At 61.8% G+C, this 26,400-nt stretch carries 22 protein-coding genes and 1 tRNA gene; 14 read left to right on the forward strand and 9 right to left on the reverse strand.

Annotated features, from left to right (window positions below; genetic code table 11):
• Positions 1-89: 89 nt before the first annotated feature.
• The 4 genes from QTL56_RS04620 to QTL56_RS04635 form a co-directional block, all read right to left on the reverse strand.
• Entirely contained in the window at positions 90-1,142 is a 1,053-nt protein-coding gene (locus tag QTL56_RS04620) for a quaternary amine ABC transporter ATP-binding protein (RefSeq protein ID WP_229575446.1), read from the reverse strand.
• The gene (locus QTL56_RS04625) at positions 1,135-2,049 is read right to left on the reverse strand and encodes an ABC transporter permease (RefSeq protein ID WP_229575447.1); all 915 of its coding nucleotides are present in this window, start codon (positions 2,047-2,049) and stop codon (positions 1,135-1,137) included. The genes QTL56_RS04620 and QTL56_RS04625 overlap by 8 nt, the downstream gene beginning before the upstream one ends.
• Before the next feature lie 224 nt (positions 2,050-2,273).
• Positions 2,274-3,272 carry an ABC transporter substrate-binding protein gene (locus QTL56_RS04630; RefSeq protein WP_229575448.1) on the reverse strand — a complete coding sequence of 333 codons (999 nt, stop codon included), beginning with the start codon at positions 3,270-3,272 and terminating at the stop codon, positions 2,274-2,276.
• A gap of 639 nt (positions 3,273-3,911) precedes the next feature.
• Positions 3,912-4,040 (reverse strand): hypothetical protein, encoded by a 129-nt coding sequence (locus QTL56_RS04635; RefSeq protein ID WP_267499028.1) that lies wholly within the window; start codon positions 4,038-4,040, stop codon positions 3,912-3,914.
• Between the two features lie 238 nt (positions 4,041-4,278).
• Between QTL56_RS04635 and QTL56_RS04640 the strand changes: the two genes are divergently transcribed.
• Positions 4,279-5,739, forward strand: a complete 1,461-nt coding sequence (locus QTL56_RS04640) for a cobyric acid synthase (RefSeq protein ID WP_245137187.1) — start codon at positions 4,279-4,281, stop codon at positions 5,737-5,739.
• 32 nt (positions 5,740-5,771) lie between these two features.
• On the opposite strand, the gene QTL56_RS04645 is transcribed toward QTL56_RS04640, so the two are convergent.
• The 3 genes from QTL56_RS04645 to QTL56_RS04655 all read right to left on the reverse strand — a co-directional run bounded on the left by QTL56_RS04645 (position 5,772) and on the right by QTL56_RS04655 (position 6,333).
• A complete protein-coding gene (locus QTL56_RS04645; protein ID WP_267499029.1) occupies positions 5,772-5,897 on the reverse strand; it encodes a hypothetical protein in 126 nt (41 codons plus the stop codon).
• A 135-nt stretch (positions 5,898-6,032) separates the two neighbouring features.
• A complete protein-coding gene (locus QTL56_RS04650; protein WP_280640730.1) occupies positions 6,033-6,155 on the reverse strand; it encodes a hypothetical protein in 123 nt (40 codons plus the stop codon).
• Positions 6,156-6,257: 102 nt separating this feature from the next.
• Positions 6,258-6,333: transfer RNA gene (locus QTL56_RS04655), tRNA-Lys, on the reverse strand.
• Positions 6,334-6,518: 185 nt separating this feature from the next.
• Here QTL56_RS04655 and QTL56_RS04660 point away from each other — a divergent pair.
• Complete coding sequence (locus QTL56_RS04660) at positions 6,519-7,265, forward strand: cytochrome c biogenesis CcdA family protein (RefSeq protein ID WP_245136868.1); 747 nt, start codon at positions 6,519-6,521, stop codon at positions 7,263-7,265.
• 42 nt (positions 7,266-7,307) lie between these two features.
• Positions 7,308-8,270 (forward strand): AEC family transporter, encoded by a 963-nt coding sequence (locus QTL56_RS04665; protein ID WP_229575450.1) that lies wholly within the window; start codon positions 7,308-7,310, stop codon positions 8,268-8,270.
• On the opposite strand, the gene QTL56_RS04670 is transcribed toward QTL56_RS04665, so the two are convergent.
• On the reverse strand, positions 8,247-9,452 hold the full coding sequence (locus QTL56_RS04670; protein WP_245136867.1) for a UbiH/UbiF family hydroxylase: 1,206 nt from the start codon (positions 9,450-9,452) through the stop codon (positions 8,247-8,249). The genes QTL56_RS04665 and QTL56_RS04670 overlap by 24 nt on opposite strands.
• A gap of 190 nt (positions 9,453-9,642) precedes the next feature.
• On the opposite strand from QTL56_RS04670, the gene pcsA reads away from it, so the two are divergent.
• The 9 genes from pcsA (at position 9,643) to QTL56_RS04715 (ending at position 20,328) form a co-directional block, all read left to right on the forward strand.
• A complete protein-coding gene (pcsA, locus tag QTL56_RS04675) occupies positions 9,643-10,371 on the forward strand; it encodes a phosphatidylcholine synthase (RefSeq protein ID WP_229575452.1) in 729 nt (242 codons plus the stop codon).
• Positions 10,372-10,488: 117 nt separating this feature from the next.
• Positions 10,489-12,084, forward strand: coding sequence for an ABC transporter ATP-binding protein (locus QTL56_RS04680; protein ID WP_289393479.1), 1,596 nt, complete (start codon positions 10,489-10,491; stop codon positions 12,082-12,084).
• Positions 12,074-13,165, forward strand: a complete 1,092-nt coding sequence (locus QTL56_RS04685) for an ABC transporter permease (RefSeq protein WP_229575454.1) — start codon at positions 12,074-12,076, stop codon at positions 13,163-13,165. Before QTL56_RS04680 ends, QTL56_RS04685 begins: the two co-directional genes overlap by 11 nt.
• Positions 13,162-14,082, forward strand: coding sequence for an ABC transporter permease (locus QTL56_RS04690; RefSeq protein WP_245136865.1), 921 nt, complete (start codon positions 13,162-13,164; stop codon positions 14,080-14,082). The genes QTL56_RS04685 and QTL56_RS04690 overlap by 4 nt, the downstream gene beginning before the upstream one ends.
• A gap of 38 nt (positions 14,083-14,120) precedes the next feature.
• The gene (locus QTL56_RS04695; RefSeq protein ID WP_245136864.1) at positions 14,121-15,194 is read left to right on the forward strand and encodes a BMP family ABC transporter substrate-binding protein; all 1,074 of its coding nucleotides are present in this window, start codon (positions 14,121-14,123) and stop codon (positions 15,192-15,194) included.
• A 150-nt stretch (positions 15,195-15,344) separates the two neighbouring features.
• Positions 15,345-16,097 (forward strand): FadR/GntR family transcriptional regulator, encoded by a 753-nt coding sequence (locus QTL56_RS04700; RefSeq protein WP_245136863.1) that lies wholly within the window; start codon positions 15,345-15,347, stop codon positions 16,095-16,097.
• A gap of 74 nt (positions 16,098-16,171) precedes the next feature.
• The gene (gene glmU, locus QTL56_RS04705) at positions 16,172-17,533 is read left to right on the forward strand and encodes a bifunctional UDP-N-acetylglucosamine diphosphorylase/glucosamine-1-phosphate N-acetyltransferase GlmU (RefSeq protein ID WP_245136862.1); all 1,362 of its coding nucleotides are present in this window, start codon (positions 16,172-16,174) and stop codon (positions 17,531-17,533) included.
• 139 nt (positions 17,534-17,672) lie between these two features.
• The gene (gene glmS / locus QTL56_RS04710) at positions 17,673-19,499 is read left to right on the forward strand and encodes a glutamine--fructose-6-phosphate transaminase (isomerizing) (protein ID WP_245136861.1); all 1,827 of its coding nucleotides are present in this window, start codon (positions 17,673-17,675) and stop codon (positions 19,497-19,499) included.
• A 100-nt stretch (positions 19,500-19,599) separates the two neighbouring features.
• A complete protein-coding gene (locus QTL56_RS04715) occupies positions 19,600-20,328 on the forward strand; it encodes a DUF502 domain-containing protein (RefSeq protein ID WP_245136860.1) in 729 nt (242 codons plus the stop codon).
• A 12-nt stretch (positions 20,329-20,340) separates the two neighbouring features.
• On the opposite strand, the gene recG is transcribed toward QTL56_RS04715, so the two are convergent.
• On the reverse strand, positions 20,341-22,446 hold the full coding sequence (gene recG / locus QTL56_RS04720; protein ID WP_245136859.1) for an ATP-dependent DNA helicase RecG: 2,106 nt from the start codon (positions 22,444-22,446) through the stop codon (positions 20,341-20,343).
• Positions 22,447-22,541: 95 nt separating this feature from the next.
• Between recG and QTL56_RS04725 the strand changes: the two genes are divergently transcribed.
• Positions 22,542-22,856 (forward strand): FAD assembly factor SdhE, encoded by a 315-nt coding sequence (locus QTL56_RS04725; RefSeq protein ID WP_229575462.1) that lies wholly within the window; start codon positions 22,542-22,544, stop codon positions 22,854-22,856.
• Between the two features lie 6 nt (positions 22,857-22,862).
• Entirely contained in the window at positions 22,863-26,369 is a 3,507-nt protein-coding gene (gene mfd, locus QTL56_RS04730) for a transcription-repair coupling factor (protein WP_245136858.1), read from the forward strand.
• Positions 26,370-26,400 lie beyond the last annotated feature (31 nt).

The raw sequence follows: 26,400 nt of genomic DNA on the forward strand, positions 1-26,400 counted from the left end.
TTATATCGTATCAATCTCCAAAACGACAACGGCCCCGCAATTGGCGGGGCCGTCGAGCCGCATGTCCCTGATCGGGAGAGTGATTGCCGCTATTCCGCAGCCAGTTGGTTGTCGTCGTGGCTCTTCGGCGTGACCATGGCGGAGATGATCTGTTGCAGATCCGCTCTTCCGATCGGCTTACCTGCCTCGTCGGTGACGATTATGCTCGACTGCGAGGCATCTGTCATGATCCGCGCGGCAGCCTCAAGCACGGTACTTCCGGTCAAGGCGAGCCCGTCGCCCGCACCCGATACAGGACCCATGATGGTGTCGAGGCGAATGACACGGCCACGGTTCACTTCCTTGACGAATGCGGAAATATAGTCGTCGGCCGGCTGCAGCACGATCTGTTGGCCCGTACCTTGCTGAACCACCTCGCCATCCCGCAGGATCGCGATCTGGTCCCCGAGGCGCAGTGCCTCGTCGAGATCGTGGGTGATGAAAACGACGGTTTTCTTCAGCTCCTGCTGCAGTTCCAGAAGCACGCTCTGCATATCGACGCGGATCAGCGGATCGAGTGCTGAATATGCTTCGTCCATCAGCAGGATGTCCGCATCGTTCGACAGCGCGCGCGCAAGCCCAACACGTTGCTGCATGCCGCCAGACAACTGGTTCGGATAATGGCTTTCGAAGCCGGAAAGGCCCACCCGATCAATCCAGCCGCGCCCTGTTTCTTCGCTCTTCGAGCGCGGAATGCCCTGGATATCAAGACCGTAGATGGTGTTCTCCAGCACGGTGCGATGCGGCAGGAGCGCAAACTTCTGGAACACCATTGCCGTCTTGTGCCGGCGGAACTCCCTGAGCTCCAGCGGGCTCATCTGACAGACATCGACGCCATCATAGAGCACTTCTCCGGCAGTCGGCTCGATCAGCCGGTTGATATGGCGGATCAGCGTCGACTTGCCGGAGCCGGACAGGCCCATCACCACGGTGATTCCGCCGCCCGGCATATGGATGTTGATGTCCTTCAGGCCGAGGACATGGCCATGCTTCTCGTTGAGATCCGCCTTGGAGAGGCCGGATTTAACCTGGTCGATATAGGCGGCGCCGTCTGGTCCGAAGATCTTGTAGAGACTGCGGATTTCAATGTCGTGACTAGCCATGGACGACCTCCGTGTGGCGCTGAAGACGCTTGCCATATGCCTGGCTGGCGCGGTCGAAGATGATGGCAATGGTAACGAGCGCGAAGCCATTGAGGAAGCCGATGGTCAGGAACTGGTTGGCGATCGCCTGCAACACATTCTTGCCGAGGCCACCAACGCCGATCATCGAGGCAACCACGACCATGGCGAGAGACATCATGATGGTCTGGTTGATGCCGGCCATCACGGTCGGCAACGCCAGCGGGATCTGAACATTCATCAGTTTCTGGCGTGACGAAGAGCCGAAGGCGTCTGCCGCCTCCAGAACCTCGACATCGACGAGCCGGATGCCGAGATTGGTCAGGCGGATCATCGGCGGCACCGCATAGATGACGACGGCGATGACACCCGGTACCTTGCCGATGCCAAAGATCATGACGACAGGGATCAGGTAGACGAAACTCGGCATGGTCTGCATCACGTCGAGGATCGGATTGACCACCGCCTGGGCACGATCCGAGCGCGCCATCATGATGCCGATCGGGATACCGATGATAATCGCGAGCAACGTCGAGACAGTGACAATCGCCAGCGTGATCATCGTGTCTTCCCAGAGCCCGACAAAACCGATGAAGAGCATGCCAATGATCGTCAGGGCGACGATCCGCATGTTGCGGCTGGTCAGATACACAATCACGACCATCACCGCGAGGATGATGAACCATGGCGTATCGACGAGCAGGGCTTCAAGCCAGTTCAGAAAGATTTGCAGAGGGTCTGTTACAGCGTCGATCACGTTGCCGTAAGCGCGTACGAAACCCTTGAAACTGTCGTCTATGCCTTTGCGCGCGATGCGCATGGCGGTGTCGTCGATCTCCGGAAACGTGCAGAGCAGTTCCGGCAGGTAGTTGCATAAAGTTGAAGCCATCTCGTTCCCCTTGTCGACCCCCGCTTACTGTGGCGTTTAAAACGCTGCGGTCGGCCTTGGCGGCGCTGCCCCATATTCCCGCGGCGAGAGGCTAACCGAGTTCCGAAAGGGAATTCATGCCGTCTGCGACGTCGGAAGTCGTTTCAATCGTGTGACGCGGCAGGCCGCCTCGCAGAAAGCGCGGCGGGCCGAAGCCCGCCGCGTGTAATCATTTGAGGCTGCGCTCAGAGAGCTGCCTTGACCTTCTCGGAAACCTCAGGGGCGACCCAGGTGGTCCACATGTCCGGGTAGGTTTCGAGGAAGTGCTTGGCGCCGTCTTCATTGGTGCCCTGGTTTTCTTCCATCCAGGCAAGGACCTTGCCGACCGTGGCATTGTCCCATTTGCGGGTCTTGACGTAGTCCATGGCAACGCCGGCCTTGTCTGCAAAGCCCTTGGTCACGACAGTGTAGACGTCGGAGATCGGATAGGAATTGACCTTCGGATCAGCGCAATCCGGAACGGCCGTGCAGGCGTCCCAGGACTCCTTGTCATGCTCGACGCCGAAGGAGAGCTTGACCATCTCGTATTTGCCGAGAATTGCGGTCGGGGCCCAGTAGTAGCCGAGCCAACCCTTCTTGTTTTCAAAGGCATTGGCGATCGAGCCGTCGAGGCCGGCAGCCGAACCGGTGTCGATCAGTTCGAAGCCTTTTTCCTTCGCGCCGAGGGCACGATAGAGGTTCGAGGTCGAGACCTGGCAATTCCAGCCCGAGGGGCAGTTCGTTACTGCAGCCTTGGATGGATCTTCCGGCGCCGGGAACAGTTCCGGATGATTCAAGGCATCCTGGACCGACTTGATATCCGGATTGGCGTCGGCAATGAACTTCGGAATCCACCAGCCTTCCACGCCGCCGTCGGAGAGGAGCGGAGCGGCCTGGATGAGGCGGCCTTCGGCGATTGCCTCGTCGAGGGCGGTGCGCACGGCATTGACCCAGAATTCCGGAGCCATGTCCGGCTGGCCCTTTTCGTTCATCGAGGCGAAGGTCGGCATGGTGTCGCCGGTGACAACAGTCACCTTACAACCATAGCCGCTTTCGAGGATGATTTTGTCCACGTAGGCGGCGACGCCAGCCGAGGCCCAGTTCATTTCTGCGATGGATACATCGCCGCATTCGGCAGCTTGGGCGGACCCTGCAACTGCGTAGAGACCCGCGGCGAGAAGTGTGGAAGCGAGGAGCTTCTTCATGGAGTTAAGACCTCCCAGTCTTATCTGGCAGCGTTCATCGGGACGGGCAGAGACGGCTACTGCAGACCGCTCGGCCAATTATGTCTTCATTTTGGATGGCGACCGGGACGCGTCGAGCCGGTGCGACATCCATTGGACCCGGTCTTGTCATGGAGAGCATTTTGCCCTGTCGACCGTCTGTCACGCTGGACAACCTACGTCTTTGGGACCGAAAATCAACCTCCCGAACGACGCGGGGTGGTCCGGGGGCGCAACCACCAAGTCATTGGTGCGACTGATTTTGACGCAATTCGGCCGCTGCTGGAAGGCAAGTCGCTCAAGAGACGGGCTGTTGAATTCGGCGGATCGCAGTGGAGGCCAATTTGCCGTCCCGGTTGAGACTTCGGATATCCCAGATGCGCCAATATAGAGGGTATGCGTCCGGTTTCACAGACACAAAAAAAATTCTAAAAATGTTTCAGAAAGAGTAGGCGCTAACGATACGGTAACGCATGAAACGATAGATGGGTCAGCCGGCAGTTCGCTGTCGGTTGCGCCCCGGATCGAGTATTGCGTCCCGGGGCGTTTGTTTTTTGTGGATAGGGTCACGGTGCAGACCCTGCCTGGGTGGCATGCGCCCGATTGGCCTCGCGGATGCGATCAGCCCTTTACCGAGATGACAGGCATGCGCGGACGGCGCACTTCCCAGCGGGCAATCGTCTGGCTGTGCGGGGCACGGCTGTTCCAGGCAATGGCAAGTCTATTGCGGTTCTGCAGGATGTAGAGCATGGGTGTTTCCTAGATTGCCGCGCCTCTTCGAGCGCTGGTTTCGAGGCGCAGATAACCACTGATCTGCCCGCGCGCCAGAGCGTAAACCGTCACCATATGTCGCAAACGACAAACTGACGAAGAAAAGCCCGCGGCAGCCTGTCGCAGTGTCGCAATCGCGGAAACCTTCATGGCGGGATCGTGGCAAAACGAAGGAAAACAGGCGGCAAACCCCATGGCGGAAACAGGACAGGATGCGATGACGCGAACGATCATGTTGCAGGGAACAGGGTCGGATGTCGGAAAAACGATACTCGTCGCAGGCCTTTGCCGGCTGGCATCGAATCGCGGCCAGAACGTCGCCCCCTTCAAGCCGCAGAACATGTCGAACAATGCCGCCGTCTCCGACGACGGGGGAGAGATCGGCCGGGCGCAGTGGCTGCAGGCGCTTGCCGCGCGCACCCCCTCGTCGGTGCATATGAATCCGGTCCTGCTGAAGCCCCAGAGCGAGACGGGCAGTCAGATCATCGTTCAGGGCAAGGTTTTCGGACAGGCGAGGGGGCGTGACTATCAGCGCCTCAAGCCTCAGCTCCTCGGAGCGGTCATGGACAGTTTCGCAAGGGTCAGTGCGGGCAGGGACCTCGTAATTGTTGAAGGCGCCGGCTCACCGGCCGAGATCAACCTGCGGGCGGGCGATATCGCCAATATGGGGTTTGCCACGCGCGCCGGAGTGCCTGTCGTTCTGGTCGGCGACATCGATCGGGGAGGAGTGATCGCTTCGCTCGTGGGAACCCACACGATCCTGCCCGACGAGGACCGCCATCAGATCTGCGGCTACATCATCAACAAGTTCCGTGGCGACGTCACCCTGTTCGACGAGGGCATTGCCGCGATCGGCGCTTTCACGGGGTGGCCATGCCTCGGTGTCATCCCCTGGCTCAAGGCCGCCGGTCGGTTGCCGGCAGAGGATTCGGTGGTTCTGGAGCGACTGGTCAAGGGCAGCGGCGGTGCATTGAAGGTCGCCGTTCCCGTGTTGTCACGCATCGCCAATTTCGACGATCTCGATCCACTGGCCGCCGAACCCGAAGTCGACCTGGTCTTCGTCCGCGCCGGTGATCGCTTGCCCGCGGATGCAGGCCTCGTCGTCCTGCCGGGCTCGAAATCGACGATCGCCGATCTCGAGGAGTTTCGGTCGCATGGATGGGACCGCGACATTGCAATGCATGTCCGTCGGGGAGGCCGCGTGATCGGCATCTGTGGTGGATACCAGATGCTTGGCCGCAGCGTTGCCGATCCACTGGGATTGGAAGGCCGGCCACGCACGGTCGAGGGACTGGGCCTGCTCGACGTCGAGACCGTGATGGCGGCAGAAAAGACGGTGCGCAACAGCAGGGCTCATTCACTCGAGCATGACGTGCCGCTGTCAGGCTATGAGATCCATCTCGGACTGACCGAAGGCCCCGACACGATCCGCGCCCCGATCGCAATCGACGGCCGGACCGACGGAGCGGCCTCTGCCGATGGTCGGGTCACAGGTACCTATCTGCACGGCCTGTTTTCCAGTGACCCTTATCGCCACCGTCTGCTTTCGAGTTTCGGGATAGAGGGGGGAGGACGGAGCTATCGCGACATGGTCGACGAAGCGCTCGACGATCTGGCATTGGAACTTGAGCAACGCCTGTCGCGCGAATGGTTGCGCGAGCTGCTTGGCGGCGGATGAAATTCAGGCGCCTTCCCTGTGGTGTGGAAATGTCACGATTCTTTCGTCACATCCATGGGCGACGCCATGAGCTCGCCACCGCCCATTGAATTGTTGGCATATTTGAAAGCGAGAATGCTGAGCACCGAGGCGACCAGCAGGACGAATATATATCGCATTGTTTTTGGCTCCTGCCTGACCATCGACAACGAGATTGCGGCAAAAGCAGTTCCAGCCGCACACCCTTTGAGGGTTCGCCGCTGCGGATGAATCTTAACTGTTGCTGATCAGCAACAGATTCGCTAACGGATCCCTCAGCTGCTCGCCACCTCGGCCGGTGACGCTGTCAGGCGTCTGGACCCGAGCGAATTGTCCGAATGCTTGATCGCCAGAATGCTGAACACCGCCGCGATCATCAAGAATACCATTACGCGCATGGGCTACCCCCTAGCCAGAGCCTGGCTCAGAATAGGACAGCCCGATTGGGGATCAGCTAAGCCGATCGTTACAATCCGAATGATCTCATGGAATTTTGAAAGTGGTGAGAGCGCAGGGGTTCGAACCCTGGACCTACTGATTAAAAGTCAGTTGCTCTACCGGCTGAGCTACGCTCTCCCGTGCGGCTCTGGCGCCGCCTCAAGAAGTGCGCGGAACATAGGCAGGTGACCCCGACCGGTCAACCGCAAAAATGCAGTTATGCGAGCAAAATGTAGCCCCGTTGTCGCAGCCTACGCAATGGTGATTGGCAAGCTGGGGTCGGCGGGATTAGGAAGGGCCCGGTTTGGGTTCCGGAGTTGATCGTGTCGATTGCCGATATTTCCTTTTTCAGCGCGCTTCTGGCCGGAGCCCTGTCCTTTCTGTCGCCTTGCGTGCTGCCGCTCGTGCCGCCCTATCTCTGCTACATGGCAGGGATTTCGGTCGACCAGTTCCGTGATGGTGAGCAGGCGGAAAACGCGGCCGCTCGGCGGACCGTGCTGCTGACGTCGCTTGTATTCACCCTGGGATTCGCCACGGTCTTCGTCTCGCTGGGGGCGGGGGCGTCGACCATCGGCGGGCTGCTGCGCCAGCACATGGACCTCCTCTCCAAGATCGGCGGCGCCATCATCATCGTCATGGGCCTCAATTTTCTCGGTGTCTTCCGCCTCGGATTGCTGTCGTCGGAATACCGATTCGCCGGCGGCGGCAAGCCGGCCACCCTGTCGGGCGCCTATGTCATGGGACTCGCCTTCGCCTTCGGCTGGACGCCCTGCATCGGTCCCGTGCTCGGTGCGATCCTCGGCGTGGCCGCGTCGAAGGAAACCGTCGGCGACGGCGCGCTTTTGCTTGCCGTCTATTCGCTGGGTCTTGCCGTTCCCTTCTGGATCGCTGCCGGCTTTTCCGGCGCCTTCATGCGCTTCCTGACGCGCTTCCGTCGACATCTCGGCGTGGTGGAGAAGGCGATGGGCACCCTTCTGGTGCTCACCGGCCTCGCTTTCATCTTCGGCTATGTTTCCGACATGGCGATCTGGTTTCAGCAGACCTTTCCAATCCTCTCGCAAATCGGCTAAGTGCGGATCAGGCGCAGATGCGCGTTCTGAGGGAGAGAGCCCATGGCGGATATCGTCGCACTGGTATTGCCGTTTTTCGGCCTGATCCTGATCGGCTACGTGTCCGGCAAGCTCGGTGACCATTCCTCCCAGGCGCTGGGCTGGCTGAATTTCTTCGTCATCTACGTCTCGCTGCCGGCGCTGTTCTTCAAGCTGGTGTCGCGCACGCCGATTGAAGAGCTGACACGCATCGACTTCATCGCCGCCTGCCTTGCCGCAACCTATTCCATCTTTGTGCTGGTGTTCGTGATCGGCCGCTATGTTCGCGGTAACAATATCGCCGAATCGACCGTCCAGGCGCTGGCCGGAGCATATGGCAATATCGGCTACATGGGGCCTGGCCTTTCGCTCCTGGCATTCGGGGAGAAGGCGGCTGTTCCGGTTGCGTTGGTCTTCTGTTTCGAAAACGCGGTCCATTTCATGGTCGCTCCCGCCATGATGGCCTTTGCCGGAGGTGACAAGCGGCCGCCCGCCCAACTGGCGCTCGATGTCGTCCGCAAGATCCTGACGCATCCCTTCATCATTGCCACTCTTGTCGGCTTCCTGGCAGCAGCCCTTGCTTTCGAGCCACCGCTCGCGCTTCAGCGCCTGATCGATTATCTCGCCCAGGCGGCCGCCCCTTGTGCGCTTTTTGCAATGGGCGTGACTTTGGCACTGCGCCCGTTGAAACGCATCCCGGTCGAGATCGGCTATATCGTGCCGATCAAGCTCGTCCTTCACCCGATCCTGGTCTATGTCGTCCTGAGTTTCGTCGGAAATTTCGACCCGCTCTGGGTCTATACGGCCGTCTTGCTCGCCTCGCTGCCGACGGCCACCAATGTCTTCGTCATCGGCCAGCAATATGGCGTCTGGCAGGAACGGGCCTCCGCCACCATCCTCGTCACGACAGTCATCTCGGTCGTTTCGGTTTCGGCGCTGCTGTTCGCAATCACCAGTGGCGTGTTACCGCCCGACCTTTTTCCGTAACAGCGACGGCAGGCTCCTCAGGCTCCGCCCGGGGGCCACGCCTTCCTGCATGATGAGATTGCGCAAGGGCGCCACGCTTGCGAGCACTTGCAGCCCGGCAGCCCTCAGCATTTGAACCGGAAGCAGGTCTGACAACAGCGAACGGTTGAGCAGGTCGACGCTTGCCGTTCGGCTGGCGATGTCGAGCCGGCGCTTGCGGTCGAACCGGTCACCGCAGTCAGGCGCGATGGGTCCCGAATTATGGTCGGCGAGGATGTCCTCGAGCGCCGCAATATCGCGCAGACTGAGGTTGAGCCCCTGCGCCCCGATCGGCGGGAAGGCGTGGCCGGCTTCGCCGACGAAGGCTACGCGCCCCTTGCCGAAGCGCGTGGCGGTCATGCCCGAGAGCGGCCATGCCTGCACGCCGTCTTCCACCGTCACCTGACCGAGCATGGACTGCATGCGCGCTTCGACTTCGCCCGAGAGCTGCTCGACAGGGAGCGCCGTGAGACGCTCGGCCTCCTGCGGCGTCACCACCCAGACGAGGCTCGATCTCAGGCCGGGCAGGGGCACTTGGGTAAACGGACCCGATTCCGTGTGGAATTCGGTCGATATGTTCTGGTGCGGCAGCGTGTGGGTGAGGTTCATCACGACCGCGGTCTGCGGATAGGACCATGTCTTCACGCCGACGCCGGCGCTTTCACGCGTATTGGAGCGTCGTCCATCCGCACCGATCGCAAAGGCGGCCGTGATCGCATCCTCGCCGCTCAGCTCGATCTTCACGCCATCCGTGCCGATTTGAATGGTGTCCGCCGCGCATGTCTTGCGGGTGATCAACGGCTCTGTTGAAACAGCCCTCGACAGTGTCTCGAGCAAAGCCGAATTGGGAATGTTGTAGCCGAAGGCCTCGAGCCCGATCTCCGCGCTGCGGAAGGCAACGGTCGGCGCGCGCAAAAGCCGTTGTGTGCCGTCGATGATCTGCATCACCGCAAGCGGGGCGGCCCTGGCCTTCAGGTCCTGCCAGAGGCCGAGGCGCCCCATCATCGACAGGGACTGTTCCATCAGGGCCGTGGTCCGCCGATCGGAGGCATCCGGCTCAGGCCCCACCAGCACGACGCGACGCCCGCCCCGCGCCATGGCAATGGCGGCGATCTGGCCGGCCGGACCGGCACCGATCACGGCAATGTCGTATTCGTGGCTCATGGTCAGAATTCCTGATTGGCGATGTCACCAGGATATCTAGAACTGCGCCGCCATAAAATCCATGGGCCCATTTGGCGCAGATGGCCGGACATGCGTTGGCGATTTGCGGGCATATTCTGCCTCTCGTGTTGCAAACACCGCCATTTCATCCGATACCGGTTCCTCCGTAGTGCCGCCGACTGGAGCAGGGATGAAGATCTTCAATTACAAGCGGGTACCCTATGCCGAGATCCGTGCCTTCTCGGTCCATATCCTGACCGCTTCCGGATCCTTCCTGGCCTTTCTCGGCGTCGTTGCGGCAGCCGAACATCGTTTTGTCGACATGTTCTGGTGGCTCGGCCTCGCGCTTGCCGTCGATGGCATCGATGGCCCGATCGCCCGCAAGGTGCGCGTCAAGGAAGTCCTGCCCAACTGGTCCGGCGACACGCTCGACAACATCATCGATTATGTCACATACGTGCTTCTGCCGGCCTTCGCGCTCTATCAGAGCGGCATGATCGGCGAGCCCTGGTCCTTTGTCGCCGCCGGTCTGATCGTGGTGTCCAGCGCCATCTATTATGCCGACATGGGCATGAAAACGGACGAATACTTTTTCTCCGGCTTCCCGGTCGTCTGGAACATGCTGATCTTCACGCTCTTCGTGATCGACGCCAGCGCCACAACGGCCTTGTTCGCCGTCCTCGTTTCCGTCGTCCTGACATTCCTGCCGATCAGTTTTCTGCACCCGGTCCGCGTCAAGCGGCTGCGCACGCTCAACCTTGCCGTATTCTTCCTCTGGTGCGGGTTCGGTGGCTATGCGCTCCTCCTGCATTTCAATTCACCGCCATGGGTCGTGACCGGCATGGTCTTGAGCGGAATCTACCTCTACGTGATCGGCGGCGTGCTGCAGTTTTTTCCCGGACTTGGGCGCCGCAACTGACATCGGACCGAATGCGTCTGGGCAAAAACCAAAAAAACTGTTGCCTATATATTGTGCGCTGCCGCAAACCGGTTATGAATTGAGCGATGGACTGGGCGCAAGACCTGGCCGGGACGCATGAGAGTGCAAGGGGGACCTGTGCCGCAACAATCGCCAGAGGGTGACAAGCCGCTATTGACCGTGCGGGGCCTCACGAAGCTGTTCGGCAGTTTCAAGGCCTGCGACGGCATCGATCTCGATGTCGGCCATGGCGAGATCCATGCGCTTCTCGGCGAGAACGGCGCGGGCAAGTCGACCCTCGTCAAGATGCTCTTCGGCATCCTCGCGCCGTCCGCCGGCACGATTGGCTGGGAAGGGCTTGATCGGGAGATCGCCAATCCGGCCGCGGCGCGGCACCTCGGTATCGGCATGGTATTCCAGCATTTTTCGCTGTTCGAGGCGTTGACCGTCGCCGAGAACATTGCGCTCTCGCTCGACGAGAAGATCTCGATTTCCGATCTCGCGGAAAAGGCGGCGGAGTTGTCGGTCGCTTACGGTTTGCCGCTCGACCCCTACGCTCATGTGGCCGATCTCTCCGTCGGCGAGCGCCAGCGCATCGAGATCGTTCGGGCGCTGTTGCAAAACCCGAAACTGATCATCCTCGACGAGCCGACTTCGGTCCTGACGCCGCAAGAGGCAGACAAGCTCTTCGAGACACTGTTCAAGCTGAAGGCGGAAGGACGCTCGGTTCTTTATATCAGCCACCGCCTGGAAGAAGTGCAGCGCATCTGTGATCGCGCCACGGTGCTTCGCCACGGCAAGGTGACGGGCACCTGTGATCCGCGCCAGGAAACGCCGGCTTCGCTTGCCCGCATGATGGTCGGCGCCGATGTGGCTGGCGTCGAAAAGGCGGAACCACCCTCGGACGGCGCCGTCCAGCTTCAGGTGATGGATCTCTCCGTCAGCCCGCGCACGCCATTTGCGATGCCATTGAAGAACGTCTCTATCACGGTGAAGGCAGGCGAGATCCTCGCCATTGCAGGTGTCGCCGGCAACGGGCAAAGCGAGTTGTTCGATGCCTTGTCCGGCGAATACGCGGTGGAGAACCCTGACGCGATCCGCCTGCGCGGCAAGTCGGTTGGACGTCTCGGCATCAATGAGCGCCGCCTGCTCGGCGCGGGCTTCGTCCCCGAGGAGCGCCATGGCCATGCGGCGATCCCGGCGATGAGCCTTTCGGAAAACCTCTTTCTTTCACGCAATGCCTCCGATCGCTCGGCCTATCTCTCGGGCGGCAGGATCGGCCTGATCCGCCACGGCCTCGTTCAGCAGGCGGCGCGGCGGATCTCGGAGATGATGGATGTGCGCAAGAGCGGCGACGATCCGGCAGCGGGCTCGCTCTCGGGCGGCAACCTGCAGAAATTCATCGTCGGCCGTGAACTCGATCGCCAGCCCTCCGTTCTCGTGGTCAATCAGCCGACCTGGGGCGTCGATGCCGGGGCTGCAAGCCGTATCCGCCAGGCACTTGTCGATCTTGCCAAGGCGGGTTCGGCGGTCGTCGTGATCAGCCAGGATCTCGATGAAATCTTCGAGGTCGCGACCGCAATCGCGGCCATCTCCGAAGGCAAGCTCTCGGATGCCTATCCGGCCTCGACCATGACCCGAGAGCGCATCGGCATCCTGATGGGAGGCGTTCATGGTCTCCAGACTGCCCCGGAGGCCGCCCATGCGCATTGAGCTCGAACGCCGGTCCCGTCAATCGAACCTTTTCGCCATTGTGTCGCCGCTTCTTGCGCTGGCGCTCACGGTCTTCTTCGGCGGCATCATGTTCATGCTGCTCGGCAAGGACCCGGTCTCGGCCCTGTACAGTTTCTTCATCGAGCCATTGCTGGAGGTCTGGTCGCTGCACGAGCTCGCGGTCAAGGCTGCACCCTTGATCCTGATCGGTGTAGGTCTCTCCGTCTGCTATCGCTCGAACAACTGGAACATTGGCGCTGAAGGTCAGTTCATCGCGGGCGCTATCGTTGGTTCCATCCTGCCGATCACCTTCTATGAATGGAGCTCACCGCTGCTCCTGCCGCTGATGCTGGTCATGGGCGCGATCGGTGGTGCCGCCTATGCCGCGATCCCGGCGCTGTTGAAGACGCGCTTCAACACCAACGAGATTCTGACCAGCCTCATGCTGGTCTATATCGCCCAGCTCCTCCTCGACTGGTTGACGCGCGGCATCTGGAAGGATCCGGCGGGCTATAACTTCCCGCAGTCGCGGTCCTTCGTGTCCGAAGCCGTCCTGCCGGAAATCCTGTCGTCCGGACGCGCCCATCTCGGCATCGTTTTCGCCCTGGTGGCCGCCGTCGCCGTCTGGTTCATGTTGCGCTACACGCTCAAGGGCTTTCAGGTCGTGGTGCTTGGACAGTCTGAACGGGCGGGGCGTTTTGCCGGCTTTTCGTCGCGCAAGATGGTCTGGTTTTCGATGATGTTCTCCGGCGCCCTTGCTGGTCTCGCCGGCATAGCGGAAGTCTCGGGCTCGATCGGCCACTTGCAGCCGACCATCTCGCCGGGCTACGGCTTCACCGCCATCATCGTCGCCTTTCTCGGCCGCCTCAACCCGCTCGGCATCATCGCATCCGGCTTCGTGCTGGCCTTGACTTATCTCGGTGGCGAGGGAGCGCAGCTGTCGATCGGTGTCTCCGACAAGGTGACGCGCGTCTTTCAGGGCCTGCTGCTCTTCTTCGTGCTCTCTTGTGACACCCTGATCCTCTACAAGGTGCGCCTTGTCTTCGATCGGGCCCGCAACGCGTCGGCAAAGGGGGCATGACCATGTTCGAAGCCATCCTGCTGACCATCATTACCGCCTCGACCCCCCTCGTGATCGCCGCCATGGGCGAACTGGTGACCGAACGCTCGGGCGTGCTCAATCTCGGCGTCGAGGGCATGATGATCATCGGCGCCGTCTGCGCCTTCATCGCGACCAACATGACGGGATCCCCGTATGTCGGCCTTCTCGCGGGCGTTGCGAGTGGCGCCGCCTTTTCCCTGCTCTTTGGCTTCCTTACCCTGACGCTGGTCGCCAACCAGGTCGCGACCGGACTGGCGCTGACCATTCTGGGCCTCGGGGTATCCGGCATGGTCGGGGAAGGTGTCGTCGGCGTACCGGGTGTGAAGATGCAGCCGATCGTGATTCCGCTTCTGTCGGACATCCCGGTTGTCGGCCCGATCCTCTTTGCTCAGGACCTGTTCTTCTACCTCTCCATCCTCCTGGTGGCTGGCGTGAACTGGTATCTGTTCAAGAGCCGCTCCGGCCTGAAGCTGCGCGCCATCGGCGACAGCCATGGTTCGGCGCACACGCTGGGGCTTTCGGTCATCCGCACGCGCTATCTCGCCGTGATGTTCGGTGGCGCCTGCGCCGGTCTGGCTGGCGCGCAGCTGTCGCTGGTCTACACGCCGCAATGGGTCGAGAACATGTCGGCGGGTCGCGGCTGGATCGCGCTCGCGCTTGTCGTGTTTGCGGCTTGGCGCCCGTGGCGTCTCCTGGCAGGCGGCTATCTCTTCGGTGCCGTCACAATTGGTCAGCTCCACGCCCAGGCACTCGGTATCGGCCTGCCGTCACAGTTTCTGTCCGCGCTGCCTTATGCGGCGACCATTGTCGTGCTGATCATCATCTCGCATAATCGCCGCACGACGCTGATCAACACGCCGGCCTGCCTCGGCAAGCCTTTCGTGCCGGATCGATAAAGAAAACAAAAGTTCAACCAAACCAACAGGGGTAAATCATGAAAAACATCCTCCTCGCGCTTGCTGCTTCGGCAGCCGCCATCGTCGGCGTCGCGGCGCCGGCAGCAGCCCAGGACAAGACGAAGGTCTGCTTCGTCCACGTGGGCTCCAAGACCGACGGTGGCTGGACCCAGGCCCACGACATCGGCCGCCAGCAGCTGCAGGAGCATTTCGGCGACAAGATCGAAACGCCTTACCTCGAAAACGTTCCGGAAGGCCCGGATGCCGAGCGTGCGATCGAACGCATGGCCCGTTCCGGCTGCGCCATGGTCTTCACAACCTCCTTCGGCTTCATGGACGCGACGCTCAAGGTCGCCGAAAAGTTTCCGGACGTGAAGTTCGAACATGCGACCGGCTACAAGACCGCCGACAATGTCGCCACCTACAACTCGCGCTTCTATGAAGGCCGCTTCATCAACGGCCAGATTGCCGGAAAGATCTCGAAGACCGGCGTTGCCGGCTACATCGCCTCCTTCCCGATCCCGGAAGTCGTTGCGGGCATCAATGCCTTCCTGCACGGCGCGCGTACGGTAAACCCCGAGTTCAAGCTGAAGGTGATCTGGGTCAACACCTGGTTCGATCCGGGCAAGGAAGCTGATGCCGCCAAGGCTCTCTTCGACCAGGGCGTCGATGTGTTGACACAGCACACCGATACGACAGCCCCGATGCAGGTCGCCGAAGAGCGTGGTCTCAAGGCTTTCGGTCAGGCTTCCGACATGATCGCCGCCGGCCCGACCGCGCAGCTCAGCGCCATCGTCGACACCTGGGCGCCTTACTACATCAAGCGGACCCAGGCCGTTCTCGACGGCACCTGGACCTCCGTCCAGACCTTCGATGGCCTGAAGGACGGTATCCTGTCGATGGCGGCCTATACGAACATGCCTGACGACGTGAAGGAAATGGCTATGGATAGCGAAGCCAAGATCAAGTCGGGTGAACTGAAGCCCTTCACCGGCCCGATCAACAAGCAGGACGGTTCGGCCTGGCTGAAGGAAGGTGAGTCTGCGGATGACGGCACGATCCTCGGCATGAACTTCTATATCGAAGGTGTAGACGACAAGCTTCCGCAGTAAGCTCTGCGGTTGAGACCTGTGGAGAGGGCGCCTTTGGCGCCCTTTCTTTTAAGTGTTTCCGTGAATTGGAAAATTCTCAGATACTCACTTCACGATCTTTGCTGTTTCCTATAACAAGCCGTCCCATGATAAAGCAGGGACTGGTGGCGGATGCGCAAGGATGAAGTTCGGGATCTGAGGGTCGTAACAAACCTTCGCACCAGCCATGCGCGGGTGGTGGATCAGCTCGGCCTGGCAATCGTCGGCGGGCAGTTCGCCATCGGCGAACCGCTGCCCGGCGACAGCGAGCTGGAATCCCAGTTCGACGTGTCGCGTTCCGTCTTGCGCGAGGCCATGAAGACGCTGACCGCCAAGGGCCTGGTCGTCGCGAAGTCACGTGTCGGAACGAGGGTGACGGATCGCTGCCATTGGAACCTGATCGACGAAGACGTGCTTCGCTGGCATTTCAAGGCCGGCGTGACCCGCGAGTTCATCGATTATCTCTATGACGTCCGCCTGGTCTTCGAGCCGGCCTCGGCGGCCTATGCCGCGCTGCGGGCAACGCCCGAGGACTGCGCCGAATTGCGACGCTACGCAAACCTGCTCGGCGCCAAAGACCTCGACTGGCAGAGCCAGGTGGAGGCTGACCTGCGCTTCCATGTGCTGCTGGTCCTGGCCGGTGCCAACCCCTTTCTCGAAAGCATGATCGGCTTCCTGAAGGCGGCTCTTGACGGCGCATTCACGCTGGCCTTCGACCCGAAACTCGCAGGGCGGGGCGAGACAATCATCGATACCCATCTGGCAATCGTTGATGCAATCGAGCAGAAGGATGCAGACGCCGCACGGGCTGCGACGGAGAAGGTCGTTCAGCTCGGCCGCATCACGGCCCTGAGGGCCGTCGACGCGTCCACCAATCGGACCTGACGTTAAACGCCGGTCTTGCAGCCCCGCGTCGCGGGCGTTAGTGAGAATCGCGTTTCTCATGCCCGGAGCCAACCATGACCCGCACATGCCTTGCCATCGTCCTTGCTGCCGGCGACAGCACCCGGATGAAGTCCTCGATGTCCAAGGTGCTGCACCCTGTCGGGGGACGGCCGATGATTGCCCATGTCATGGGCTCGATCGCAGCCAGCGGGGTCTCGGATGTGGCTCTAGTGCTCGGGCGAGATGCCGACAAAGTCGAGGCGGCGGCAAAGATCGGCGAACTTACTCTCGAGAGCGTCCTGCAGACGGAGCGCCTCGGCACCGGCCATGCCGTTCTCATGGCCCGCGACGCAATTGCTCGAGGTTACGATGAAGTTCTCGTCGCCTATGGCGATGTACCTCTGATTACCGCCGGCCCGCTCAGGGCGGCCCGTGAAGCGCTGGCCGGTGGCGCGGATGTCGCGGTCATCGGCTTCCACACGAAGAATCCGACAGGTTACGGCCGTTTGCTGGTGGACAATGGCGAGCTGATCGCAATCCGCGAGGAAAAGGACGCGACCGATGCCGAGCGCGCCATCACCTGGTGCAACAGCGGCCTCATGGCAATCAACGGCCATAAGGCGCTCGATCTCCTGAGCCGGATCGGCAACAGCAATGCCAAGGGTGAATTCTACCTGACTGACCTCGTCGAGATCGCGCGTTCCCTGGGCGGCAGGGCGGTCGCCGTCGATGCGCCCGAGAGCGAACTGACCGGCTGTAACAACCGTGCCGAGCTTGCGGCAATCGAGCGGCTCTGGCAGGAGCGCCGCCGCCACGAATTGATGGTCTCGGGCGTGACGATGATCGCGCCGGAGACCGTCTTCCTCAGCCACGACACGGTGATTGGCCAGGATGCGCTCATCGAGCCGAACGTCGTGTTCGGACCCGGTGTTACCGTCGAAGGCGGCGCTGTCATCCATGCCTTCTCGCATCTCGAAGGCGCCCATGTGTCAGCCGGCGCGAGCGTTGGACCCTTCGCCCGCCTGCGTCCCGGTGCGAACCTTGCCGAAGGCTCCAAAGTCGGCAATTTCTGCGAGGTAAAAAAGGCCGAGATTGGCCGCGGCGCCAAGGTCAACCACCTGACCTACATAGGCGATGCCATTGTGGGGGCCGAGGCCAACATCGGTGCCGGCACGATTACCTGCAACTATGATGGCGTGAACAAGCACGAGACGAGGATTGGAGCAGGGGCCTTCATCGGCTCCAATTCATCCCTCGTCGCTCCCGTCTCGATTGGCGACGGAGCACTGATCGCCTCCGGCAGCGTCATCACCAAGGATGTGCCAGCCGATGCGCTCGCCTTCGGTCGCGCGCACCAGGAAATGAAGGCTGGTCGTGCCGCGGTCATTCGCGAGCGGAACCTGGCGATCAAGGCGGCCAAAAAGGCTGGCAAGTAACCGCGTCAGACCAGACTTCACCGCTTGTTATGCTGCGTTGCATTACGAGACGAAACGCAATTTGACCTGTCGTGCGATTGCCTATTGCGGCGGAACCGCTAGGAACAGTCCGCGAGAACGATATGAAACGGAGAATTGCATGTGCGGCATCGTCGGCATCGTCGGTAACCAGCCCGTGGCGGAGCGTCTGGTCGACGCGTTGAAGCGGCTCGAGTATCGCGGCTATGATTCCGCCGGTGTCGCCACGATCAACGATGGCAAGCTCGATCGTCGCCGCGCCGAAGGCAAGCTCTTCAATCTCGAAACCAAGCTCGCGGGTGATCCGCTTGCAGGCAATATCGGGATTGCCCATACCCGCTGGGCCACCCATGGCGTGCCGAACGAAACGAACGCCCACCCCCATTTCGTCGACGGCGTCGCCGTCGTCCACAACGGCATCATCGAGAACTTCTCCGAGATCAGGGATGAATTGGCCGCCGAAGGCGCCGCCTTCACCACCCAGACCGACACGGAAGTGGTCGCCCAGTTGCTTGCCAAGTATCGCCGCCAGGGTCTCGGCCGCCGCGAAGCCATGCACGAGATGCTGCGCCACGTGACGGGCGCCTATGCGCTTGCCGTTATCTTTGAGGATGATCCCTCGACGATCATGGCAGCCCGCTCCGGCCCGCCGCTTGCCATCGGCTTCGGCGATGGCGAGATGTTCCTGGGCTCCGACGCCATCGCGCTCTCGCCCTTTACCAACCGCATCTCTTATCTGCACGACGGCGACTGGGCCGTCATCGGCAAGCAGGGCGCGCACATCTTCGACATGGACGGGAACCCGGTCGATCGTCCTGTCCAGATTTCTTCGGCCAGTGCCTACATGATCGACAAGGGCAACCATCGTCACTTCATGGAGAAGGAAATTTACGAGCAGCCGGAGGTCATCTCCCACGCGCTCTCCTACTACGTGGATCTCGCCGAGCACAGGGTGCGTGATACGGCGGCTGAAATCGATTTCGCCAACCTGCGCGGTCTTGCCATCTCCGCCTGCGGCACGGCCTATCTGGCGGGCCTCGTCGGAAAATACTGGTTCGAGCGCTATGCCCGCCTGCCGGTCGAGATCGATGTCGCCTCCGAATTCCGCTATCGCGAGATGCCGCTCTCGAAGGATCAGGCCGCTCTCTTCATCTCCCAGTCTGGCGAGACCGCAGACACGCTCGCTTCCTTGCGCTACTGCCGCGACAACGGCTTGAAGATCGGCGCCGTCGTAAACGTCAAGGAATCGACGATCGCGCGCGAAGCGGATGCCGTCTTCCCAATTCTGGCAGGGCCCGAAATCGGCGTTGCATCGACCAAGGCATTTACGTGCCAGCTCGCCGTTCTCGCTTCGCTGGCGATTGCCGCCGGCCGCGCGCGTGGCACCTTGACCGAGGACGAGGAAAAACAGCTCGTGAAGAGCCTGGCCGAAATGCCGCGCATCATGAGCCAGGTGCTGAACTTGGTGCAGCCGCAGATCGAGGCGCTGTCGCGCGATCTCTCCAAGTTCAAGGACGTGCTCTATCTCGGCCGCGGCACCAGCTATCCGTTGGCGCTCGAAGGGGCACTCAAGCTCAAGGAAATCTCCTATATCCACGCAGAGGGTTATGCTGCCGGCGAACTGAAGCACGGCCCGATCGCCCTGATCGACGAGAACATGCCGGTCATCGTGATTGCACCCTTCGACCGCTTCTTCGAAAAGACCGTGTCGAACATGCAGGAAGTGGCAGCCCGTGGTGGCCGTATCATCTTCATCACCGACGACAAGGGGGCTGCCGCCTCGAAGCTGGAGACTATGGCGACAATCGTGCTGCCATCGGTGGCGGAAATCATCTCCCCCATGGTCTATTCGATCCCGATCCAGCTGCTCGCCTACCACACGGCCGTCTTCATGGGCACGGATGTCGACCAGCCGCGCAACTTGGCCAAGTCGGTCACGGTCGAGTGATCATCTGACGGAGAGGCGACCGCCCGAATTCTTGCTCTTGCGCCACCCTTGACGCTCCGTCATTGTCCAAGCGTTACGGCGCTGCACAATGACGGTGGGCATGAGCGAAGGTTCTGACAAGATTTCGATGGCGACGCGGCTCAGGAACAACTTCCTGACCGGCCTGATCATCTGCGCGCCCATGGCGATCACCGTCTATCTGACCTGGACCTTCATCCGCTGGGCCGACAGCTGGGTGAAGCCCTACCTTCCGGACCGCTACAATCCGGAGGCCTATCTGAAGTTTGCCGTTCCCGGCACAGGTCTGCTGATCGCCATCCTCTTCATCACGCTCGTCGGTTTTCTGGGCCGAAACCTGATCGGCCGTTCGATCGTCGCCTATAGCGAGAACATCCTCAACCGGATGCCTTTGGTGCGTACCGTCTACAAGAGCACCAAGCAGATCTTCGAGACCGTGCTGAAGGAACAGGGCAATTCCTTCAAGAAGGTCGGCCTGATCGAATTTCCGCGCGCCGGGACCTGGGCGCTGGTTTTCGTCTCGACAGACGCCAAGGGCGAGATTGCCGCCAGGCTCAACCAGGACGGCGAGGAAATGGTCGCCGTCTTCCTCGCGCCGACGCCAGTCCCGACCGCCGGCTTCCTGATGTTCGTGCCGCGCAGCAAGCTGATGTTGCTCGACATGAGCCCGGAGGAGGGGGTGAAGCTGTTGATCTCGGCTGGACTGGTGACGCCGGACTACAAGCCCACGGCATCCGATGTCATGGCTGCGTTCCAGGATCTTGACGCGGAAAATCCGGTCGAGCCGCCCAAGCGCGCCGGCCGCTCCTGAACACGTCTTGCGTCACCCTGCATGCAGGAAGCGGATCGCCTCGTCGCGACGGTGCAGATAGAGCAGCGTCCTGACGGCTTCTCCGCGCTCCGAGGTCAGCTCCGGATCACGATCCAGAAGGTAGGCTGCATCCTTGCGGGCGATCTCCAGCAGGTCGCCATGGTGCTCGAGGCTGGCGATCTTGAAACCCGGCGTTCCTGACTGGCGGGTTCCCAGCAACTCACCCTCGCCACGCAGCTTCAGATCCTCCTCGGCGATCAGAAAGCCGTCTTCCGAATCGCGCAGGATCGACAGCCGCGCCTTGCCGGTTTCGCCAAGCGGGCCCTTGTAGAGAAGAATGCAGCTCGACGCTTCGTCGCCACGTCCGACACGGCCGCGCAACTGGTGCAACTGGGCGAGCCCGAAACGCTCCGCATGTTCGATCACCATGATCGTCGCATCGGGCACATCGACGCCAACCTCGACCACCGTGGTGGCGACCAGCAACCGAGTCTCGCCATTCTTGAAGGCGAGCATGGCGGCATCTTTTTCCGGCCCGCTCATCCGCCCGTGCACGAGGCCGATCGGGGACTTGATGAACTGCGCCAGCACCGCGTGTCGCTCCTCCGCCGACATCAGTTCGCTGTCTTCCGTTTCCTCGACCAGCGGGCAGATCCAGTAGGCCTTCTTGCCCTCGGCAATGGCGGAACGCAGTCGTTCGATGACATCGGGCACCCGTTCTGTCGGCACGGTCACCGTCTGGATCGGCTTGCGACCCGCTGGCTTCTCCGTGAGCTTGGAGACGTCCATGTCGCCGAAGGCGGCCAGAACCAGCGTGCGGGGGATCGGTGTGGCCGTCATGACCAGCATATGCGGGGAAATCCCCTTGGAGGTCAGCCTCAGCCGCTGATGCACGCCGAAACGATGTTGCTCGTCGACCACGGCGAGCGTCAGGTTTTTGTAGATGACGGCATCCTGGAACAATGCATGTGTCCCGATGACGATCTGCGCCTCGCCTGAGGCAATGCGCTCGAGGATCGCCTCGCGTTCCTTGCCCTTGGTTCGCCCCGTGAGTACATCGATTTTCAGGCCAGCCGGTGCGCCGAGCCTGGCGAGCGTTGCATGATGCTGCCGCGCCAGAATTTCCGTCGGCGCCATCAGCACGGCTTGCCCGCCGGCTTCCACCGCGGCGGCCATGGCAAACAGCGCAACGAGCGTCTTGCCGGCCCCGACATCGCCCTGAACCAGCCGCAGCATGCGCTGGTCCGTTGCCATGTCCTTCAGGACGTCCTCGATCGCGGCAACCTGGCTATTGGTCGGTGTAAAGGGCAGGGCGGCGCGGATCTTGCCGCTCAATTCACCCGTTGGCCTGATCGGCACGCCCGGCACACGCCGGAGTTTCTGTCGGACCAGGGCAAGCGACACCTGGCCAGCGAGGAATTCGTCATAGGCGAGACGGCGGCGGGCAGGGGCCTGCGGGTCGATGTCCTTCTCGTCGCGCGGATTGTGGAGAGCCACGAGGCTGTCGCGTACGCTGGCAAATCCCTGTTTGGCCGCGAGCGTCGCATCGACCCATTCGGCAAGATCCGGCATCTTCTCGACTGCGGATTCGACAGCCTTGCGCAACACCTTCGGTCCAAGCCCCGCCGTCAGCGGATAGACCGGTTCGACCAGCGGCAGGTTCTCCGCCTCGCTCGCCTTTACCATCAGGTCTGGGTGTACCATGGATGGCCGGCCGTTGAACCAGTCGACCTTGCCGGAAACCATCACGATTTCGTCGACCGGCAGCGCCTTTTCCAGCCAGTTCCCCTTGACCCGGAAGAAGGTGAGGGCCAGTTCCCCAGTCTCGTCATGCAGGAAGATCCGGTAGGGCATGTTGTTCTTGCCCGGTGGCGGCGGTTGGTGGCGGTCAACCCGGCCGGTGATGGTCACCAGCGAGCCCTGGCTCGCATGGGCGATGCCGGGTTGGTGACGCCGGTCGATCAGCCGGTGTGGCGCGAGAAAAAGCAGGTCAACGACCCGCGCATCATCCGCGTCCTCGCGCCCGAGCAGGGTTGCGAGAAGCTGGGCGAGCTTGGGACCAACTCCGCTGAGCGAAGCCACGGAGGCAAAGAGGGGATCGAGAAGGTGGGAACGCATGATGGGGGCAAAATGCCTCGCAATATGCCGGTTTGGCAAGCTGACAATTGCCGGCTCCTGCTCTATAGAGGCGCAGGAATTGGAAGGATGCCAAGATGACTGGACTGGTGAAAAGCAGTGCCGACCTCGATCCGCGCCGTCGGCGCATCCTGTTCCGCTGCTGGCATCGCGGCATCCGGGAAATGGACCTGATGCTTGGCCAGTTCTGCGAGGCCCATATCGCGGAGCTTTCCGATGCGGATCTCGACGAGCTTGAGCGCATCATGGCAGAGGAGGACAACGACCTTGTCCGCTACATCACCGGCGCTGATCCAGTTCCCGCCCATCTCCAGACGCCCCTGTTCGAACGCATTGCCGCCCTCCGGCCGGATTTCTCACCGGTCACGGGCGAAGAAACCGCTGCAAAGTAACCGATTATGTCTCTGATCGATGTGAAGCGGATTGTCGCTGCGCAATCCGCCCTGACGCTCTCCCATGTGCCCGACGGCATGGATGCCTTCATCCTGGCTGAACTCGCGCGCGAGGGAAAGCCCGTGGCCTATGTCGTCTCCGACGGCCAGCGGCTGCAAAACCTCGAACAGACGCTGAGCTTCGCAGCCCCCGACATCCCGGTTCTGAGCCTGCCGGCCTGGGACTGCCTGCCATACGACCGTGTCTCACCCTCGGCAGACGTCTCGGCGCGCCGCCTCTCGGCCCTGTCGGGCCTGATTGCGCTCAGCCACAAGTCCCATCCGGCGATCATTCTGGTGACCGTCAATGCGATGCTGCAGAAGCTGGCACCGGCTGAGACCATCGAAAGCCTGGGCTTTTCGGCCCGTCCCGGCAACCAGCTGCGCATGGACGACATCGCCGCCCGCCTGGAGCGCAACGGCTTCGACCGCGTCGCGACCGTGCGCGAAGTCGGCGAATTCGCCGTGCGTGGTGGTATCCTCGACGTCTTCGTGCCTGGCTCGGAAGAGCCAGTACGCCTCGACTTCTTCGGCGATACGCTCGAAAGCATCCGTTCCTTCGATCCGGCGAACCAGCGTACCATCGGTCAGGTCCGCTCCCTCGACCTGAACCCGATGAGCGAAGTCACGCTGACGCCCGAGACGATCAGCCGGTTCCGCAAGAACTATCTGTCGCTGTTCGGCGCGGCGACCCGCGACGACGCGCTTTATGCCGCCGTCTCCGAAGGCCGTCGCTATGCCGGCATGGAGCATTGGTTGCCGCTCTTCCACGACAGGCTGGAAAGCGTCTTCGACTATATCAAAGGCTTCCGTCTGGTCACCGACCATACGGTACGTGAGGCAGCCGAAGAACGCGCCAAGCTGATCCGTGACTATTACGAAGCGCGTCTGAATTCGGCGACCCCCGGCAAGGGCCATCTCGCTCAGGGCACGCCCTACAAGCCGGTGCCGCCGGAGCGCCTCTATCTCGGATCGGCTGAATTCGGCGCCAGTCTCGACGCCTTCGACCCGATTCGCATCACCCCCTTTGCCGAACACGGCGGCGAGAGCCGTATCGTCATGGAGGTGAAGGCCCGTCCGACCCCGCGTTGGGCAAAGTCCGCCAATGAGGCGAGCGAAGAAGGCAACCGAGCCAACGTCTTCGGCCAGGCCGTTACCTATATCGCCGACAAGCGCGCGGCCGGCGCCAGGGTCATCGTGTCAGGTTGGTCTGAAGGATCGCTCGATCGCCTGCTGCAGGTGCTGAACGAACATGGCCTGGAAAGGCTCGTGCCCGTCGCGGCCCTCAAGGATGTCGCCAAGCTTAAGAAGGGCGAGGCGGGGACCGCAGTCCTGAGCCTCGAAGGTGGTTTCGAGACGACCGATCTCGTCATCATCGGCGAGCAGGACATTCTCGGCGATCGCATGGTCCGCCGCTCCAAGCGCCGCAAGCGCGCTGCCGATTTCATCTCGGAAGTGGCCGGCATCGACGAGGGCTCTGTTGTCGTGCATGCCGAACACGGCATCGGCCGCTTCGTCGGCCTGCGCACGATCGAAGCAGCCGGCGCCCCGCATGCCTGCCTTGAACTACGCTACGCCGACGACGCCAAGCTCTTCCTGCCCGTCGAAAACATCGACCTCCTCTCGCGTTACGGCGGCGAGGCGACGGAAGTGCAGCTCGACAAGCTCGGTGGTGGCGCCTGGCAGATGCGCAAGGCAAAGCTCAAGAAGCGCCTGCTCGACATGGCCGGTGCGCTGATCCGTATCGCTGCCGAGCGCATGACCCGAACTGCGCCAGTGCTGACCACCCAGGAAGGCCTCTACGACGAATTTGCCGCCCGTTTCCCCTATGACGAGACGGAAGACCAGGAAACCGCGATTGAATCCGTCCGCTCCGACCTCGGCGCCGGGCGCCCGATGGACCGCCTGGTCTGCGGCGACGTCGGCTTCGGCAAGACGGAAGTGGCGCTTCGCGCTGCCTTCATCGCCGCCATGAACGGCATCCAGGTGGCCGTGGTCGTGCCGACAACGCTGCTGGCCCGCCAGCACTTCAAGACCTTCTCCGAACGTTTCCGTGGCCTGCCGATCCGCATCCAGCAGGCCTCGCGCCTCGTCGGCACAAAGGAACTGAATCTCGTCAAGAAGGAAGTAGCCGACGGCAAGACCGACATCGTCGTCGGCACGCATGCGCTGCTCGGCACCGGCGTCAACTTCGCCAATCTCGGCCTCCTCATCATCGACGAGGAGCAGCATTTCGGCGTCAAGCACAAGGAACGGCTGAAGGAGCTGAAGTCGGACGTGCACGTCCTGACCCTGTCCGCTACCCCGATCCCGCGCACCCTGCAGCTTGCCATGACCGGCGTGCGCGAACTGTCGCTCATTACCACGCCGCCGGTCGACCGCATGGCGGTCCGCACCTTCATCTCGCCATTCGATCCGCTCGTGATCCGCGAAACCCTGATGCGCGAGCATTATCGCGGCGGCCAGAGCTTCTATGTCTGTCCGCGCCTCTCCGATCTCGCGGACGTCAAGAGCTTTCTCGATGAGAATGTGCCGGAGCTGAAGGTCGCCATCGCCCATGGCCAGATGGCAGCAGGCGAACTCGAAGACATCATGAACGCCTTCTACGATGGCCGCTACGACGTGCTGCTGTCGACGACCATCGTCGAATCCGGCCTCGATGTGCCCACGGCCAATACGCTGATCGTGCACCGCGCCGACATGTTCGGTCTCGCCCAGCTTTACCAGATCCGTGGCCGCGTCGGCCGCTCCAAGGTGCGCGCCTTCGCGCTGCTCACGCTCCCGGTCAACAAGGTTCTCACCACGGGCGCCGAACGTCGCCTGAAGGTCCTGCAGTCGCTCGACACGCTCGGCGCCGGCTTCCAGCTTGCAAGCCACGACCTCGATATCCGCGGCGCGGGCAATCTCTTGGGCGAGGAACAGTCCGGCCATATCAAGGAAGTCGGTTTCGAGCTCTACCAGCAGATGCTGGAAGAGGCCGTCGCCGAGGTGAAGGGCGTCGACGAGATCCACGACACCGGCTGGTCTCCGCAGATCCAGGTCGGCACGTCAGTCATGATCCCGGACGACTATGTGCCGGATCTGCACCTGCGGCTCGGCCTCTATCGTCGCCTCGGCGAGATCACCGAACTGAACGAAATCGACGCCTTCGGCGCCGAAATGATCGACCGTTTCGGCCCGATGCCGGTCGAGGTCCAGCACCTGTTGAAGGTCGTCTATATCAAGGCGCTTTGCCGCAAGGCCAATGTCGAGAAGCTGGAAGCAGGCCCCAAGGGCGTGGTCGTCCAGTTCCGTGGCAAGCAATTCCCCAATCCGGCAGCGCTGGTCGGCTACATCGCCAAGCAGGGCACGATGGCGAAGATCAGGCCCGACCACTCGGTATTCCTCACCCGTGACCTGCCGACGCCGGAAAAGCGGCTGTCCGGCGCAGCGGTAGTGATGACGCAGCTGGCGGAACTGGCGAAGGCGGGTTGAGGCGCGCCGCTTCGCCTGAACCGCTTGGCTG

The sequence above is a fragment of the Peteryoungia algae genome, from assembly GCF_030369675.1.
In the GTDB taxonomy this organism is placed as follows: Bacteria; Pseudomonadota; Alphaproteobacteria; order Rhizobiales; family Rhizobiaceae; genus Allorhizobium; species Allorhizobium algae.

What these genes read in the sequence shown, in the direction of transcription:
- QTL56_RS04620 (WP_229575446.1), bottom strand. Translation starts at nt 1,142, where the DNA reads ATGGCTAGTCACGACATTGAAATCCGCAGTCTCTACAAGATCTTCGGA.
- QTL56_RS04625 (WP_229575447.1), bottom strand. Translation starts at nt 2,049, where the DNA reads ATGGCTTCAACTTTATGCAACTACCTGCCGGAACTGCTCTGCACGTTT.
- QTL56_RS04630 (WP_229575448.1), bottom strand. Translation starts at nt 3,272, where the DNA reads ATGAAGAAGCTCCTCGCTTCCACACTTCTCGCCGCGGGTCTCTACGCA.
- QTL56_RS04635 (WP_267499028.1), bottom strand. Translation starts at nt 4,040, where the DNA reads ATGCTCTACATCCTGCAGAACCGCAATAGACTTGCCATTGCCTGGAAC.
- QTL56_RS04640 (WP_245137187.1), top strand. Translation starts at nt 4,279, where the DNA reads ATGACGCGAACGATCATGTTGCAGGGAACAGGGTCGGATGTCGGAAAA.
- QTL56_RS04645 (WP_267499029.1), bottom strand. Translation starts at nt 5,897, where the DNA reads ATGCGATATATATTCGTCCTGCTGGTCGCCTCGGTGCTCAGCATTCTC.
- QTL56_RS04650 (WP_280640730.1), bottom strand. Translation starts at nt 6,155, where the DNA reads ATGCGCGTAATGGTATTCTTGATGATCGCGGCGGTGTTCAGCATTCTG.
- QTL56_RS04665 (WP_229575450.1), top strand. Translation starts at nt 7,308, where the DNA reads ATGGCGGATATCGTCGCACTGGTATTGCCGTTTTTCGGCCTGATCCTG.
- QTL56_RS04670 (WP_245136867.1), bottom strand. Translation starts at nt 9,452, where the DNA reads ATGAGCCACGAATACGACATTGCCGTGATCGGTGCCGGTCCGGCCGGC.
- pcsA (WP_229575452.1), top strand. Translation starts at nt 9,643, where the DNA reads ATGAAGATCTTCAATTACAAGCGGGTACCCTATGCCGAGATCCGTGCC.
- QTL56_RS04680 (WP_289393479.1), top strand. Translation starts at nt 10,489, where the DNA reads ATGAGAGTGCAAGGGGGACCTGTGCCGCAACAATCGCCAGAGGGTGAC.
- QTL56_RS04685 (WP_229575454.1), top strand. Translation starts at nt 12,074, where the DNA reads ATGCGCATTGAGCTCGAACGCCGGTCCCGTCAATCGAACCTTTTCGCC.
- QTL56_RS04690 (WP_245136865.1), top strand. Translation starts at nt 13,162, where the DNA reads ATGACCATGTTCGAAGCCATCCTGCTGACCATCATTACCGCCTCGACC.
- QTL56_RS04695 (WP_245136864.1), top strand. Translation starts at nt 14,121, where the DNA reads ATGAAAAACATCCTCCTCGCGCTTGCTGCTTCGGCAGCCGCCATCGTC.
- QTL56_RS04700 (WP_245136863.1), top strand. Translation starts at nt 15,345, where the DNA reads ATGCGCAAGGATGAAGTTCGGGATCTGAGGGTCGTAACAAACCTTCGC.
- glmU (WP_245136862.1), top strand. Translation starts at nt 16,172, where the DNA reads ATGACCCGCACATGCCTTGCCATCGTCCTTGCTGCCGGCGACAGCACC.
- glmS (WP_245136861.1), top strand. Translation starts at nt 17,673, where the DNA reads ATGTGCGGCATCGTCGGCATCGTCGGTAACCAGCCCGTGGCGGAGCGT.
- QTL56_RS04715 (WP_245136860.1), top strand. Translation starts at nt 19,600, where the DNA reads ATGAGCGAAGGTTCTGACAAGATTTCGATGGCGACGCGGCTCAGGAAC.
- recG (WP_245136859.1), bottom strand. Translation starts at nt 22,446, where the DNA reads ATGCGTTCCCACCTTCTCGATCCCCTCTTTGCCTCCGTGGCTTCGCTC.
- QTL56_RS04725 (WP_229575462.1), top strand. Translation starts at nt 22,542, where the DNA reads ATGACTGGACTGGTGAAAAGCAGTGCCGACCTCGATCCGCGCCGTCGG.
- mfd (WP_245136858.1), top strand. Translation starts at nt 22,863, where the DNA reads ATGTCTCTGATCGATGTGAAGCGGATTGTCGCTGCGCAATCCGCCCTG.